Source organism: Pseudorhodoferax sp. Leaf265 (genome assembly GCF_001422365.1).
GTDB lineage: Bacteria > Pseudomonadota > Gammaproteobacteria > Burkholderiales > Burkholderiaceae_C > Pseudorhodoferax.
Genome location: NZ_LMMT01000036.1, coordinates 117,971 through 131,034 on the forward strand (window position 1 = coordinate 117,971; position 13,064 = coordinate 131,034).

13 protein-coding genes are annotated in these 13,064 nt (G+C 70.8%); 2 read left to right on the forward strand and 11 right to left on the reverse strand.

All coding sequences use genetic code 11. The features are described from left to right. Positions 1-25: 25 nt before the first annotated feature. Genes ASF45_RS24115 through ASF45_RS24150 form a run of 8 tightly spaced genes read right to left on the reverse strand, consistent with a single transcriptional unit; the run spans position 26 to position 8,221 of the window. The gene (locus ASF45_RS24115; protein WP_235581021.1) at positions 26-1,414 is read right to left on the reverse strand and encodes an amidase; all 1,389 of its coding nucleotides are present in this window, start codon (positions 1,412-1,414) and stop codon (positions 26-28) included. After that, positions 1,411-2,157, reverse strand: a complete 747-nt coding sequence (locus ASF45_RS24120; protein WP_056669138.1) for an aspartate/glutamate racemase family protein — start codon at positions 2,155-2,157, stop codon at positions 1,411-1,413. The genes ASF45_RS24115 and ASF45_RS24120 overlap by 4 nt, the downstream gene beginning before the upstream one ends. Further along, positions 2,154-3,059 (reverse strand): polysaccharide deacetylase family protein, encoded by a 906-nt coding sequence (locus tag ASF45_RS24125; protein ID WP_056669989.1) that lies wholly within the window; start codon positions 3,057-3,059, stop codon positions 2,154-2,156. The genes ASF45_RS24120 and ASF45_RS24125 overlap by 4 nt, the downstream gene beginning before the upstream one ends. A 2-nt stretch (positions 3,060-3,061) precedes the next feature. After that, positions 3,062-4,408, reverse strand: coding sequence for an amidohydrolase family protein (locus tag ASF45_RS24130; protein ID WP_056669992.1), 1,347 nt, complete (start codon positions 4,406-4,408; stop codon positions 3,062-3,064). Continuing rightward, on the reverse strand, positions 4,401-5,159 hold the full coding sequence (locus ASF45_RS24135) for an amino acid ABC transporter ATP-binding protein (RefSeq protein ID WP_056669140.1): 759 nt from the start codon (positions 5,157-5,159) through the stop codon (positions 4,401-4,403). The genes ASF45_RS24130 and ASF45_RS24135 overlap by 8 nt, the downstream gene beginning before the upstream one ends. Beyond that, a complete protein-coding gene (locus ASF45_RS24140; RefSeq protein ID WP_056669143.1) occupies positions 5,153-5,806 on the reverse strand; it encodes an amino acid ABC transporter permease in 654 nt (217 codons plus the stop codon). The genes ASF45_RS24135 and ASF45_RS24140 overlap by 7 nt, the downstream gene beginning before the upstream one ends. Then, the gene (locus ASF45_RS24145; protein WP_056669147.1) at positions 5,806-6,654 is read right to left on the reverse strand and encodes a transporter substrate-binding domain-containing protein; all 849 of its coding nucleotides are present in this window, start codon (positions 6,652-6,654) and stop codon (positions 5,806-5,808) included. Before ASF45_RS24145 ends, ASF45_RS24140 begins: the two co-directional genes overlap by 1 nt. A gap of 52 nt (positions 6,655-6,706) precedes the next feature. Then, positions 6,707-8,221: an amidohydrolase family protein gene (locus ASF45_RS24150; protein WP_056669150.1), complete on the reverse strand. Its 1,515-nt coding sequence runs from the start codon at positions 8,219-8,221 to the stop codon at positions 6,707-6,709. Between the two features lie 32 nt (positions 8,222-8,253). On the opposite strand from ASF45_RS24150, the gene ASF45_RS24155 reads away from it, so the two are divergent. After that, the gene (locus ASF45_RS24155; RefSeq protein ID WP_056669153.1) at positions 8,254-8,718 is read left to right on the forward strand and encodes a nucleoside deaminase; all 465 of its coding nucleotides are present in this window, start codon (positions 8,254-8,256) and stop codon (positions 8,716-8,718) included. A gap of 142 nt (positions 8,719-8,860) precedes the next feature. Here the strand turns inward: ASF45_RS24155 and ASF45_RS24160 are convergent, their stop codons facing one another. The 3 genes from ASF45_RS24160 to ASF45_RS24170 are packed head-to-tail and all read right to left on the reverse strand — an operon-like array spanning position 8,861 to position 11,673. After that, positions 8,861-9,730 (reverse strand): ABC transporter permease, encoded by an 870-nt coding sequence (locus ASF45_RS24160; RefSeq protein ID WP_156473168.1) that lies wholly within the window; start codon positions 9,728-9,730, stop codon positions 8,861-8,863. After that, a complete protein-coding gene (locus ASF45_RS24165; RefSeq protein ID WP_056669156.1) occupies positions 9,723-10,580 on the reverse strand; it encodes an ABC transporter permease in 858 nt (285 codons plus the stop codon). Before ASF45_RS24165 ends, ASF45_RS24160 begins: the two co-directional genes overlap by 8 nt. A gap of 4 nt (positions 10,581-10,584) precedes the next feature. After that, entirely contained in the window at positions 10,585-11,673 is a 1,089-nt protein-coding gene (locus ASF45_RS24170) for an ABC transporter ATP-binding protein (protein ID WP_056669159.1), read from the reverse strand. Between the two features lie 288 nt (positions 11,674-11,961). Between ASF45_RS24170 and ASF45_RS24175 the strand changes: the two genes are divergently transcribed. Then, on the forward strand, positions 11,962-13,011 hold the full coding sequence (locus ASF45_RS24175; protein WP_056669162.1) for an ABC transporter substrate-binding protein: 1,050 nt from the start codon (positions 11,962-11,964) through the stop codon (positions 13,009-13,011). Positions 13,012-13,064 lie beyond the last annotated feature (53 nt).

The window sequence follows — 13,064 nt, forward strand, 5'->3', positions numbered from 1 at the left end:
ACCCGCCGATCCGCAGCGCAGCCCGTTACGCCTTGAGCTTCTCGATCTTGCGGGCCGCCTGCAGCACCCGCGGGTCCTCGAAGCGCGGCCCCACCACCTGCAGCCCCACGGGCAGGCCGCGCACCGTGCCGGCCGGCACCGAGCAGGCCGGCACACCGCAGTAGTTGAACAAGGGCGTGAACGCCGCATGCCCGCGCGGCCCGGCCGGCCGGCCGCCGATCTCGGGCGGGCCGAGTTGGTCGAGCGGCCAGGCCGTGACCGGCGTGGTCGGGCACAGCAGCAGGTCGTAGCGTTCGAAGAAGCCCGCCAGGCAGGCGATGAGCTTTTCCTTGAGCCGCAGCGCACGCGCCACCTGCGCGGGCGTGACCGCGGCGCCGGCCTCGATCTGGGCCACGAGCACCGGGTCGATCCGGTCGCGCGCATCGGCCAGGCGCGCGCCGTACAGCGCATGCAGGCCGGCCTGCTGCAGCGCGAGCAGCGGGTACTCGCGCGCCTCGGCCGGCCAGGGCGGATCGGCATCGTCGATCTGCCAGCCGCCAGTGCGCAGCGCATCCACGCGCTGCTGCAGCGCCTGCAGCACATCCGCATCGACCGCGAAGTCGCAGCCCAGCTGCGGGCTCCAGGCCACGCGCAGGCCGCCCGCGGGCTGCTGCAGGCCCGCGGAAGTCTCCAGCCCCACGGCGATCGGCACGCCGGCCGGGTCGGCTGCGTCGTAGGCCAGCAGCTGGTCGTAGAGCCAGGCGCAGTCGTCCACGTCGCGCGCGAGCTGGCCGATCACCGAGAGCCCGAAGTTCGGCTCGGCGAAACCCCAGGGGTGCGGAATCAGCCCGTTGCTGGGCTTGAAGCCGACCAGGCCGCAGTGCGCGGCCGGCCGGCGCGTGGAGCCCCCCGCGTCCGTGCCCAGCGCCAGCAGGCCCAGGCCCGCGGCCAGCGCCGACACGGCCCCGCCCGAGGAGCCGCCCGGCGTCAGCGCCGGGTCCAGCGGATGCCGCGTGGCGCCGTACAGCAGGTTGCTGGTCACGCCCTTGCAGGCGAACTCCGAGCAGTTGGTGATGCCCAGCACCACCGCGCCCCGGGCGCGCAGCCGGGCCACGGCCCAGGCGTCGCGCGGTGCGACGAAGTCCTCGAACAGGCGCGAACCCTGGGCGATGCGCCGGCCCGCGACCCAGAGGTTGTCCTTGACCGTGAACGGCACGCCCGCCATGGGCAGGTCAACGCCTGCGGCCAGCCGCGCATCGACGGCCGCGGCCTCGGCCAGCACCTGTTCGGCGTCGAACTGCACGATGGCGTTGAGCCCAGGGTTCAGGCGCTCCACCCGGTCGATGAAGTGGCGCGCCACCGCCACTGCGCTGAGCGTTCCGGCCTGGACCTGCGCGGCCACTGCGCGCGCACTGCGTTCGTGGAGTTCCATCATGCCGACCGTCCGAACAATGCCGTGAGAGCGGGTGACACGCCCTGCACGCTGCGCCCGCCCGTCGGAGCCACGCTGCCCACGCGGGCGCGCGGCAGCCGCAGGCCCACCAGGGCCTGGGCCAGCGCCACGGCGCAGCCCACGCCGTCGAGCAGCGGCACCGGCAGCTGCGGCTGCAAGGCCTCGGCCATGGACGCCATGGCCGCGCCGGCCAGCAGCACGGCCTCGGCGCCGTCGCGTTCGATGAGCGTCCTGGCGGCAGCGAGCACGGCGTCCTGCGCATCCTGCGGCGCACCCACCATCTGCTGCGGCGTGAGCGCCAAGGTCTCGACGCCGGCCAGGCGTTCGCCCAGGCCATAGGACTGCACGAGTTCGCGGTACAGCGGCCCCATGCGCACACCGTTGGTCAACAGGCCGATGCGCGTCGCCACGGTGGCGCCACACAGCAGGCCGGCTTCGGTCATGCCGACGACGGGCATGTCCAGCAGTTCGCGGCAGGCCCACAGCGCCGTGTCCAGCGACACGCCCAGCACCACGGCATCGCAGCCCGGCGCGTGCTGCGCCACGAGGTCCAGCACGCCGTGCTGCGCCAGCGCGTTCTCGGCGCGCGAGCCGATCACGGCGGGGCCGAAGCTTCCGGTCACGGCCACGAGTTCGGTGCCGGGCGCTGCGCGGCTGCGCGCCGCGGCCAGCACCGCGTCGGTCACGGCCTGGGTCAGGTTCGGGTTGACGAGCAGCAGCTTCATGCGGCGGCCTCCGGTGGCATGTGGGCCAGCCAGTGGCGCGCGATCTGCTCGCGCGTGGCGCACCAGGCGCCGCCGCGCTGGGCGATGTGGCGCATCAGCTGGCGCAGCCCCTCGATGCGGCCGGGCCGGCCGATGATGCGTGTGTGCAGGCCGATGGACAGCATGCGCGGCGTCTCGCGCGACTCGGCCAGCAGCGCGTCGAAGGCGTCGATCGCGTAGTCGGCGAAATCGCTGCCACGCACGTAGGCGTGGCTGTCGAAGAAGCGCATGTCGTTGGTGTCGAAGGCATAGGGCAGCACCAGGTGCGGCTGGCCGGCCACGCGCACGTAGTAGGGCAGGTCGTCGTTGTAGGCGTCGCTGTCGTAGAGGAAACCGCCCTGCTCGACCAGCAGGCGCCGCGTGTTGACCGAGGCCGAGGACTTGGTGTGCCAGCCCACGGGTGCGCGGCCGTGCAGGCGGCGGATGCTCTCCACGCAGCGCGCGATCAGCGCACGCTCGTCGGCCTCGCCCATGCCCGCGTGCGACTCCCAGCGCCAGCCGTGGCAGCAGACCTCGAAGCCCTGCGCGGCCGCATCCGTGGCGATCCAGGGGGTGGTCTCCAGCGCCCGCGCACAGGCGTTCAGCGTGAGCGGGATGCCGGCGGCCATCAGCGCGCGCGTGATGCGCCAGTAGCCCACGCGCGCGCCGTACTCGAACTGGCTTTCCATGCACAGGTCGGGCGCGCCCACCACCTCATGGGTGACCTCGTGGTGGCTCTCGTTGCGCGCATCGCCCGCGCTCAGCGCGAGCTCGGCGCCCTCCTCCACGTTGAGCACGAAGGAGACGGCCAGGCCGGCATCGCCGGGCCAGCGCAGCGTGGGGTAGTTCCAGCGGTAGCCGGAGAAATCGCGTGCGGTGGCCATGCTCAGCCGCCCCGCGCGCGCCGCCACAGCGCATCGGCCGCGCGCTGCGCGTCGGCCAGGATCTGCTCCAGATCGACCTGCGTGGGCCGGCCCGAGGCCACGACCTGGCGGCCGGCGACCCAGACATGCTCCACATCGCGGCCCTGGGCCGTGTGCACCAGATTGCCGACCGGCTTGACGCAAGGCACCAGGTGCGCGCGGCGGAAGTCGAAGGCCACCAGGTCGGCCTGCTTGCCGACCTCGATGCTGCCCACCTGTTCGGCCAGGCCCATGGCCCGCGCGCCGCCCATGGTCCCCATGCGCAGCACATCCTCGGGCTGCCAGAAGTCGTCCACGCCGTCCTCCTGGATGCGGCCGATCGCCAGGGCCCAGCGCAGCACCTCGACCATGTCGGCATGCATGTTGTCGGTGCCCAGCGTCAACGCCGCACCGGCGCGGCGCAGCGCCGAGGTGGGCGCCGCCGTGCCGCCGGTCGCGTTGCCCTTGGGGATGTGGGCCACGTGGATGCCGGCGCGGCCGCAGCGCGCGATGTCGGCCTCGTCCAGGAACAGGCAGTGCGCGGCCACCAGCTCGTCGTTGAGCAGGCCGGTGTCCTCCAGCAGTTGCGCCGGCGTGCGACCCGAACGCGCGAGCACCTGCGCCACCTCCTTGCGGCTCTGCGCCAGGTGCGTGTTCACGCGCAGGCCGTGGCGACGCGCGGCCTCGCCGATGCGGGCCAGCAGTGCGTCCGAGCAGGTGTCCGGCGCATGCGCCGACAGCTGCACGCCGGTGCGGCCGTCGAACGCGCCATGCCAGCGGCTGGCCAGCGCCAGCGCCTCGTCCAGCGTGCGTTCGCCGATGGCGTCGTGGTGCTCCCAGCGGCCATCGCCGATCAGCGAAAAGTCGGCATCGTGGATGCGGCCGCAGCTGTAGACGCGCCCGCCGATCTCGGCCATGGCCGGCAGCGTCAGGTCGGCGTGCACATAGGTGTCGTTGACCAGCGTGGAGCCGAACAGCAGCGCCTCGACCGCGCCCAGCCGTGCCAGCGCCACGGCCTCATCGGGCGTCACGTCGTGCCCGTGCGGAATGCCCGGCGTGTAGGCCGGCGCGAAGCCGAGATCCTCGGCAACGCCGCGCACCATGCTCAGAATGGCGTGCGTGTGCACGTTCACGAAGCCCGGCGTCAGCACCCGCCCCGGCAGCGCCTGGCGCGGCAGCGGCGCCAGCTCGGCGGGCAGCTCGGCCATGGGGCCGACCCAGGCGATGCGGCCGCCGCGAATCGCTACGCCGGCGTCCTTCAGCACGCGCATCTGCGCATCCACGGTCACGACCGTCAGATCGGTCAGCAGTTGGTCAATCGTGTCATGCATGTAGGTGTCCCAGGAAGCGGCGCGTGCGTTCGGCCTGCGGCGCATCGAAGATCTGTTCGGGCGGTCCCTGCTCAATAACGAGGCCGCCATCCATGAAGACCACGCGGTCGGCGGTCTGGCGCGCAAAGCGCATCTCGTGGGTGACCACCACCATGGTCATGCCGCCCTGGGCCAGCTCGCGCATCACGTCGACGACCTCGGTCACGAGTTCCGGGTCGAGTGCCGAGGTCGGCTCATCGAACAGGATCAGCTCGGGCCGCATCGCCAGCGCCCGCGCGATCGCCACCCGCTGCTGCTGGCCGCCGGACAGCTGCGACGGCCGCTTGTCCACGTGCTGATCCATGTGCACGCGGGCCAGCTCGGTGCGGGCATGCTCGCGCGCCTCCTCAGCGGAAACGCCGAGCACACGCCGCGGTCCCGTTGCCACGTTGTCCAGGGCTGACTGGTGGGCGAACAGGTTGAAGCGCTGGAACACGAAGCCGATGCGGCTGCGCTGGCGCGACAGCACGGCCTCGCTGTGCTCGCGGCCGGCCACGTCGCGGCCGATCAGGTCGCCGCGCAGCCGGATCTGGCCCGCATCGGGCGTCTCCAGCCAGTTCAGGCAGCGCAGGAAGGTGGTCTTGCCCGACCCCGAGGGGCCGATCAGCACCACGGTCTCGCGCTCGGCCACGGTCAGCGCGGCATCGCGCAGCACCTGCCGGCCGGCAAAGCTCTTGCAGACACCGGTGGCCTGCAGTACCGGTTTCACCATGCGGGCAACCGCCTTTCCAGCCAGCGCGAGAGCCAGGCCAGCGCCGACACCGTGAGGTAGTAGTACAGCGCGATCATCAGGAAGATTTCGAACGGGGCGAAGTGCACCGCGACCACGGCCTGGCCGGCCCGCGTGAGTTCGTAGACCGAGATCACGGACAGCAGCGCCGAGCCCTTGACCAGCGAGATCAGCTCGTTGGTCGCCGGCGGCACCACGGAGCGCAGCGACTGCGGCAGCAGCACATGCCACAGGATCTGGGTGTGGCGCATGCCGATCGAGCGCGCGGCCTCGGCCTGGCCCTTCTCCACCGCGTTCAGCCCGGCGCGGAAGATCTCGGCCAGGAAGCCCGCCGCGTTCAGCGCCAGCGCGATCACGCCGGCCCAGAACTCGGGCAGGTTGATGCCGATCTCGGGCAACGCGAAGTAGACGAGGAAGATCTGGATCAACAGCGGCGTGCCGCGGATGAAATCGACATAGGCGCGCACCAGCCAGCGCAGCGTGCCGGAGCGCGACATCGACGCCAGCCCCAGCACGCCGCCCAGGGCCAGGCCCAGCAGCATGGCGAGCGAGGAGATCTTGAGCGTCGTCAGCAGCCCGGCCCCCAGCAGGGGGACCGAGTTCTCGACCAGGTTCCAGTCGAAGGCCATCAGCCGAAGGTCGGGATGTTGTCGGCCAGCTGCATGCGGAAGCCGAACCACTTCTCCTGCAGCTGGTAGATCGCGCCACTGGCCTTCAGCGCCGCGAGCTGCTCGTTCAGGTAGGCGATGATCTCGGTGTCTTCCTTGCGCACCGCAATGCCGGCCCAGTTGTCGCCGCCCATGCCCTTGACGATGGCGTACTTGCCCGGTGCATCCTTGAGCACCATGCCCAGCGTGGCCAGGGTGTTCAGCACGCCATCGACCCGGCCCTGGGCCAGGGCCACATAGGCGGACGGATGGTCGTCGAAGGTGCGCAGCTCCTTGAAGCCACTGCCGCCACCGCTCTTGAGCGCTGCGTTCATCTTCTCCTGCAGGATCTGGCCGGGCGAGCCCAGCTTGACCGCCAGCGTGCGGCCATTGAGGTCGCCGACGGCCTTGATCTTGTCCGCATCGCCCGCGCGCACCAGCAGCGCCTGCGACGCCTCGGCGTAGGGGATGGAAAAGCCCACGCGTTCGAGGCGCTCCTTGGTGTAGCTCATCGAGCTCATCACGATGTCGAACTTCTTGGTGTACAGCGAGGGGATCACGCCGGACCAGGCGGTGTCGACGAACACCGGCTTGACGCCCAGCGGCTTGCACAGCAGGCCGGCCAGCTCGACGTCGTAGCCGACGATCTCGGCGCCCTGGCGGTAGGTGAAGGGCACATACGCCGCCTCGCAGCCGATGCGCAGCTCGCCGGCGGCCTTGATCTGGGCCAGTGGCATGCCGGCGGCATGTGCCAGGCGGGACACCAGCGGCAGGGCCGTCGCGGCGCTGGCGGCAAGCAGGTGGCGGCGGGAAATCGTCGAAGTGGTCATGGGAGGAACTCCAGGGCTGGCAACGGTGGATCGGAACAGGGGACGGCGTGGGTCAGTGCACCGGGAGGCGCGCGGCGTGGGTGTCGGACGGAATCGGCATGGCCAGCGTGCGCCGGTAGATGGCTTCGACCGCCTGCAGCACCGGCTGCACCGAGGCCTCGGCGGCGTCGAAGCGCTCGGCCAGCTCGCCAAACTCGGACTGGGCTTCGCGCAGCAGCGCGCGCTCGTCGATGCGCGTCAGTGCGCCGCCCTGCAGCACGACCTCGCCCGCCACCATCGAGAAGCCCAGGCCGGCGCCGCGCTCGGCATAGACCAGCTGGCGGACCGGGTCGGTGTACGGGGTGAACGTCACGGTGTCGGTGCGGTAGGCCACCAGGTCGGCGATCGCGCCGACGCGCAGGCTGCCCAGCGCTTCGCCGAAACCCAGCGCGCGGCCACCGGCCAGCGTGCCGGCGGACAGCGCCTCGCGCGCCGACAGCCAGCGCCCGGGCTCGTCGCCGCGCAGCTTGGACACCGCCGCAGCGCTGCCCAACACGTTGAGCATGTTGACCGTGACGGTGGAGCACGAGCCATCCGAGCCCAGACTGACGTTGACGCCTGCCTCCAGCAGCTCGCGCACGGGCTGCACGCCCGATCCCAGGGTCAGGTTGCTCCAGGGGTTGTGCTGGGCCGTGGCGCCGCTGCGGGCCAGCGCCTCGATCTCGCGCGGGTTCAGCCAGACCGCGTGGATCAGGCTGGTCGCCGGCTTCAGGAAGCCGATGCGGTCCAGATACTCCACGATGGGGCTGCCGTAGAAGATCTGCCCGGTCACGACCTGCATGCGCGTCTCCTGCACATGGGTGATCAGCGGCAGCGCCAGCTCGTCGGCCAGCGCCCGCACCGCCAGCAGGAAGGGCTCGTTGCAGCGCTGCGGCGCCGAGGCCGAGACCAGCACGCCGACCCGGTTGTGCTGCGGATGGCGCGTGCGCGCCAACGCGCGCACCAGACCCAGCTGGTCGCCGCTGGCCGGCGGCGGCGCGGCGCGCAGCTCGGCCGCCAGCGCGGGCGGGAAGTGCTCGTCCGCGAACGGGAAGTTGTCGATGATGGGCCGGTCCATCATGGCGAAGCCGGCCAGCGAACGGATGCCGATGTCCTCGTAGGCCTGGAACATGGCGTCGATGCGGGTGCGGTCGATCGCGCCGCCCAGCGCCGTGTCGTCGACCAGCGTGGTGCAGCCCGTGCGCAACGATTCGATGGCACCGATCATGGTCCGCAGGTAGACCTGGCGCGGTGTCAGGGGCACGGGGATGCGCGTGCGCACCAGGTGCATCCACAGCTCCAGCGGCAGGTTCTCGGTGCGGCCGCGCTGGAAATGCTCGTGCGAATGCTGGTGGCCGTTGACCAGGCCCGGCACCAGCAGGTGGTCCGACAGGTCGACGACGCGGTCCGCGTCGGCCAGTTGGCCGGCCGGCGCGATGGCGGCGATCCTGTCGCCCTCGACCAGCAGGTCCTGCGGCCGCTCGGACGGCGCGAGCGCATCGCCCAGCAGCACGCGCGCATTGCGCAGCAGGGTGCGTTTCTTGCTCATGGTTTGGCTCCGAATGTTTGGAAGGACGATGGATGAACGACGCGCACTGGATGCGCCTCGCGCTGGATGAAGCCGAGGCCGCCTACGCCCGCGGCGACTGGCCGACCGGCGCGGTGTTGGTACGCGATGGGCAGCTGCTGGGCCGTGGCCAGAACCGCCAGGTCAGCCAGGGCGACCCGACGCTGCACGCCGAGCCCGACGCGCTGCGCCAGGCCTTCGCGGCCCACGGCCCGGCCGCGGCGCAGGGCGCCACGCTGTACTGCACGATGGAGCCCTGCCCCATGTGCGCGGGCGCGCTCAAGCTGGCCGGTGTGTCCACGCTGGTGCTGGCGTTGCGCCATGCCACGCTGCGCCGCAGCGACCTGGGCGAGTACAGCATCGAGCGCTTCTGCACGCTGACCGGCCACGCCGTGGCGCTGCGCGATGGCGTGCTCGAGGCCGACTACCTCGCGCTGCGGCTGCGCTGGGGCGGCGACCAGGTCCATCGGCAAGGTTGAAATCGGCAGCGGCTCCGAAGGCCGCGGAGCAGGCCATGCCAACAGACGCCGCGGAACTGGCTCTGCCAGGCCGCTGGCGGCGCCCGTTGAGGGGGATGGGCTGGCTACACGAAGTGAGCCAGCCAAACGGGGTGGATTCATGTCACCGCATGTGGCGTGTGATGCCGGCCACGCGCTCCATGACGATCATCAGCACGAGCGTGGCTGCGATCAGCACGCCCGACACGGCGGCCGCCCGCACATCCAGGTTCGACTCGATGATGTGCCACATGCGGATCGGAAGCACCTCGCTGCGCGCGTCCGACAGAAACAGCGACACCGCCACGTTGTCGAACGAGTACATGAAGCCGATGAAGGCACCGGCCAGCACGCCGCGCGCGATCAGCGGCAGCGTGATGGTGCGGAACACGTAGAGCGGCGAGGCGCCCAGCGAATGTGCGCTTTCCAGCAGCACGCCGTCCATCTGCAGCAGGCTGGCCGAGGTGGTGCGCAGGATGTACGGGGTGGTGATGGCGACATGGCCCAGCACCAGCGTCCAGAACGACAGGCCCGTGCCCGCGATGTTGAACAGCATCAGCAGCGACAGGCCGATGGCCAGCGCCGGCAGCATCAGCGGCGAGAGCAGCACGGCCTCGGCTGCGCGCGCCCAGCCCTCGCGCCGGCGTGCCAGCGCCAGCGCGGCGGCCACGGCCAGCACCACCGAGATGCTGGTGGCCACAGCCGCCAGCTTGAGCGAGAGCACGCCTGCGTCGATCAATTCGGGCGACTCCCAGAGCGCCTGGTACCAGCGCACCGAGTAGCCCGGCGGCGGGAACTTGAGCGAGAAGCCGCTCGTGAACGAGGTGATAAGCACCACCACGGTCGGCGCCAGCAGCAGCACGCCGGCGCAGACGCCCAGCACGCCGAACACGGCCCAGAACGAACGCCGCTCCAGGGCACCGGCCAGCGACTCGGCCGCGCGCGGCGCGGTGGCGGGGCGCGCGAGGGCGCCGGAAACGAAGGCATCAGGCATGGACGAATCCCCGGCTGCGGCGGCCCACCGCGTTGATGGCGACGACCACGGCCAGCACGCTGGCCAGCAGCAGCATCGCGATCGCGGCGGCGAACGGATAGTTGTTGGCCTGGATGGCCTGCTGGTACATGTAGTAAGGCATGAACATCTGCTGCCCGCCGCCCACCAGCGTCTGCGTGACGAAGGCGCTGATGCTGGAGGCGAACACCAGCAGCGCCCCGGCCAGCAGGCCCGGCATCGTGAGCGGCAGCGTGACCTGCCAGAAGGTGCGCCAGTGGCCCGCGCCCAGCGCCAGCGAAGCCTGGCGCAGGTTGGCGTCGGTGTTCATGAGCGAGGTGATGAGCGGCAGCACCATGAGCGGCAGCTCGATCTGGGCCAGCGCCACCGTCACACCGCCCGGCGTGTAGAGCAGCTTGAGCGGCTCCGCGATCAGGCCCCAGTCCATCAGCACCGTGTTGACGATGCCCTGGCGGCCCAGGATCACGACCCAGGCGAAGGTGCGCACCACCGAGCTCGTGAGCAGCGGCAGCACGATTAGCAGCATGAGCAGGCCCTGCCAGCGCGCCGGCGCCTGGGTGTAGAGGTAGGCCAGCGGAAAGCCGATCAGCAAGGTGAGCAGCGTGACCTTGAGCCCCAGCAACAGCGTGCCGCCCAGCACCGAGAGGTTGAAGCCGTCGCCCAGGAACTTGGCGTACTGGGCGATGCCGAACTGCGTCATGCCCTGGTCGTCGTGCAGGCTGATCCAGCCCAGCAGCAGCATGGGGGCGAGCACGAAGACCCCGAAGAAGAGGCCCAAAGGCAGCGCCAGGCCCAGCGGCGGCGCGAAGCGGGGTGCGGTGGCGCTGGCCATCGCGTCAGCCTGCGAACACGCCGGCGGGGGCACCGGGGCGCAGCCGCACGCCCACCTGTTCACCGGCCTCAAAGCGCATCTGGCCCGCGCTGCGCGGCTGCGTGACCTTGATCGTGCCGCCCGTGGCCAGCGCAAGTTCGTAGACCAGCGAAGGCCCCAGCGGCAGCACCATCTCCACGCGGGCCGGCAGCGCGCCCAGCGCGGAGCCGGCCAGCACCAGGTTCTCCGGCCGCGCCGCGACCACCACGCTGCCCACGCGCGAGCACGGCGCGGCCCGCTCCAGCGAGATTGCGCCGCCGTCCGCGCAATCGACCACGTAGCCGCCCTCGGCGCTGCGCAGCTGGCCCGGCAGCAGGTTGGCCGTGCCGATGAAGGTGGCGACGAACAGCGTGGCCGGCCGGTCGTAGATGGCCTCGGGCGTGTCGAACTGCTCGACCCGGCCCGCGTGCATGACGGCGATGCGGTCGGCCATGGACATGGCCTCTTCCTGGTCGTGCGTGACCAGGATGGTGGTGATGCCCAGCTCGCGCTGGATGCGCCGGATCTCGATCTGCATGTCCAGCCGCAGGTTCTTGTCGAGCGCGGCGAAGGGCTCGTCGAGCAACAGCACGCGCGGGCGCACGGCCAGCGTGCGCGCCAGCGCCACGCGCTGCTGCTGGCCGCCCGACAGCTCGCGCGGGTAGCGCTTGCCGTAGTCGGCCATGCGCACCATGGCCAGCATCTGCGCGGCCGTGGCGCGCGCCTCGGTGGCCGCCACGCCACGTGCGCGCAGGCCGTAGGCCACGTTGTCGGCCACCGTCATGTGCGGGAACAGCGCGTAGTTCTGGAACACGATGCCGGCGCCGCGCTCGTTGGTCGGCAGCGCATCGACGATCTCGCCGCCGATGCGCACATGGCCGCCGCTCTGGCGCAACAGGCCCGCCACGATGCGCAGCAGCGTGGTCTTGCCGCAGCCGCTGGGGCCCAGCAGCGCGACGAGTTCGCCGGCCGGGATGTCCAGCGACACGGACTCCACCGCCGTGGCACCGGCATAGCGGTGTTGGATCTGGTCGAGCACGATGCCGACGCCGGCGGTTCGATCGGGAGTTTGCATGCGGTGGCCTGGTTGGGGGCGGCACCGGATGCGCCGCGGTCCCTGCGGCAACTCAAGAAACGTGCCACACGACGCATCTCCGCGTGGCCACAAAAAAAACTGAGATTGGACACAATCTCGTTTTTCATTGAGCACAATTTGGTGCGAAATGCGCCACATTGGCGCAGCTGCCGCACCGGCTTGGGAGGCAAGCGCCTGTGCAGCCCTGGATACAGGCCGTGGCACAAAGCTTGCGCTGGCAGGGTCAGTCCCGCCATCGGGCAGCCCTCGCAACCTAGGAGTCCACCCATGTCCCTGTCCCGCCGCACACTGCTGCAGGCCGCCGCCGGTTTCGGTGCCGCCCAACTGCCGCTGCACGCCAGCCTGGCGCACGCGCAGTCCAAGACCATCTCGGCCACCACCTACCCGGGGGCCTGGGAATCGGCACACCGCAGCATCCTGCTGCCGGCCTTCGCCAAGGCCACGGGCGCCTCGACCAGCCTGGTCTCTTCGCTGGCGGTGGACACCGTTTCCAAGATCGTCGCCTCCAAGGCCAACCCGCCCTACGACGTGGTGATCCTGGACGAAGGCCCCTACCTGGCCGCGCTGTCGCAGGACATCTTCGAGAAGATCCCGGTGGACAAGATGCCCAACCTCAAGGACGTGCCGCCCAAGCTGGTGGACCCGCGCGGCCTCGGCGTCTTCGTGTCGGGCCAGATCATCGGCATCGCCTACAACACCGAGAAGATCAAGAACCCGCCCAAGAACTGGAACGACCTGCTCAAGCCCGAATACAAGGGCCGCGTGGGCCTGGCCGGCATGGGCTCGACGCTGATGTCGGCCTGGATGGTGGAGATCGCGCGCCTGAACGGCGGCAGCGAAGAGAACCTCGAACCCGCCTTCCAGTTCGTCAAGAAGCTGCTGCCCAACGTGAGCGCCGTGGCCAGCAACCCGGGCGCGCTGGCCACGCTGTTCCAGCAGGGCCAGATCGACATCTCCGTGCACTACAACAACAACGTGGGCGACCTGCAGGGCAAGGGCGTGCCGGTGGCGCTGGCCAGGCCCGAGACCGGCTGGATCCACATCAAGAGCGTGATGCACATCGTCAAGAACACCAAGAACCCGGACCTGGCCGCCGCCTACATCAACGCCGCGCTGAGCCCCGAGGTGCAGACGCAGATGGCCGCCGCGCCCTACTTCGTCGCGCCGGTCAGCAGCAAGGCGCAGTTCAGCCCCGGCCTGCAGGCCTACGCCAAGAACGTGGCCGAGATCGAAGCCATGAACGGGGTGGACTGGGCCAAGCTCAACCCGCGCCGCGGCGAGTACATCGACCGCTTCAACCGGGAGGTCAAGGTGTGATCGAACCCACCCCGTTTGGCTGGCTCACTGCGTGTAGCCAGCCCATCCCCCTC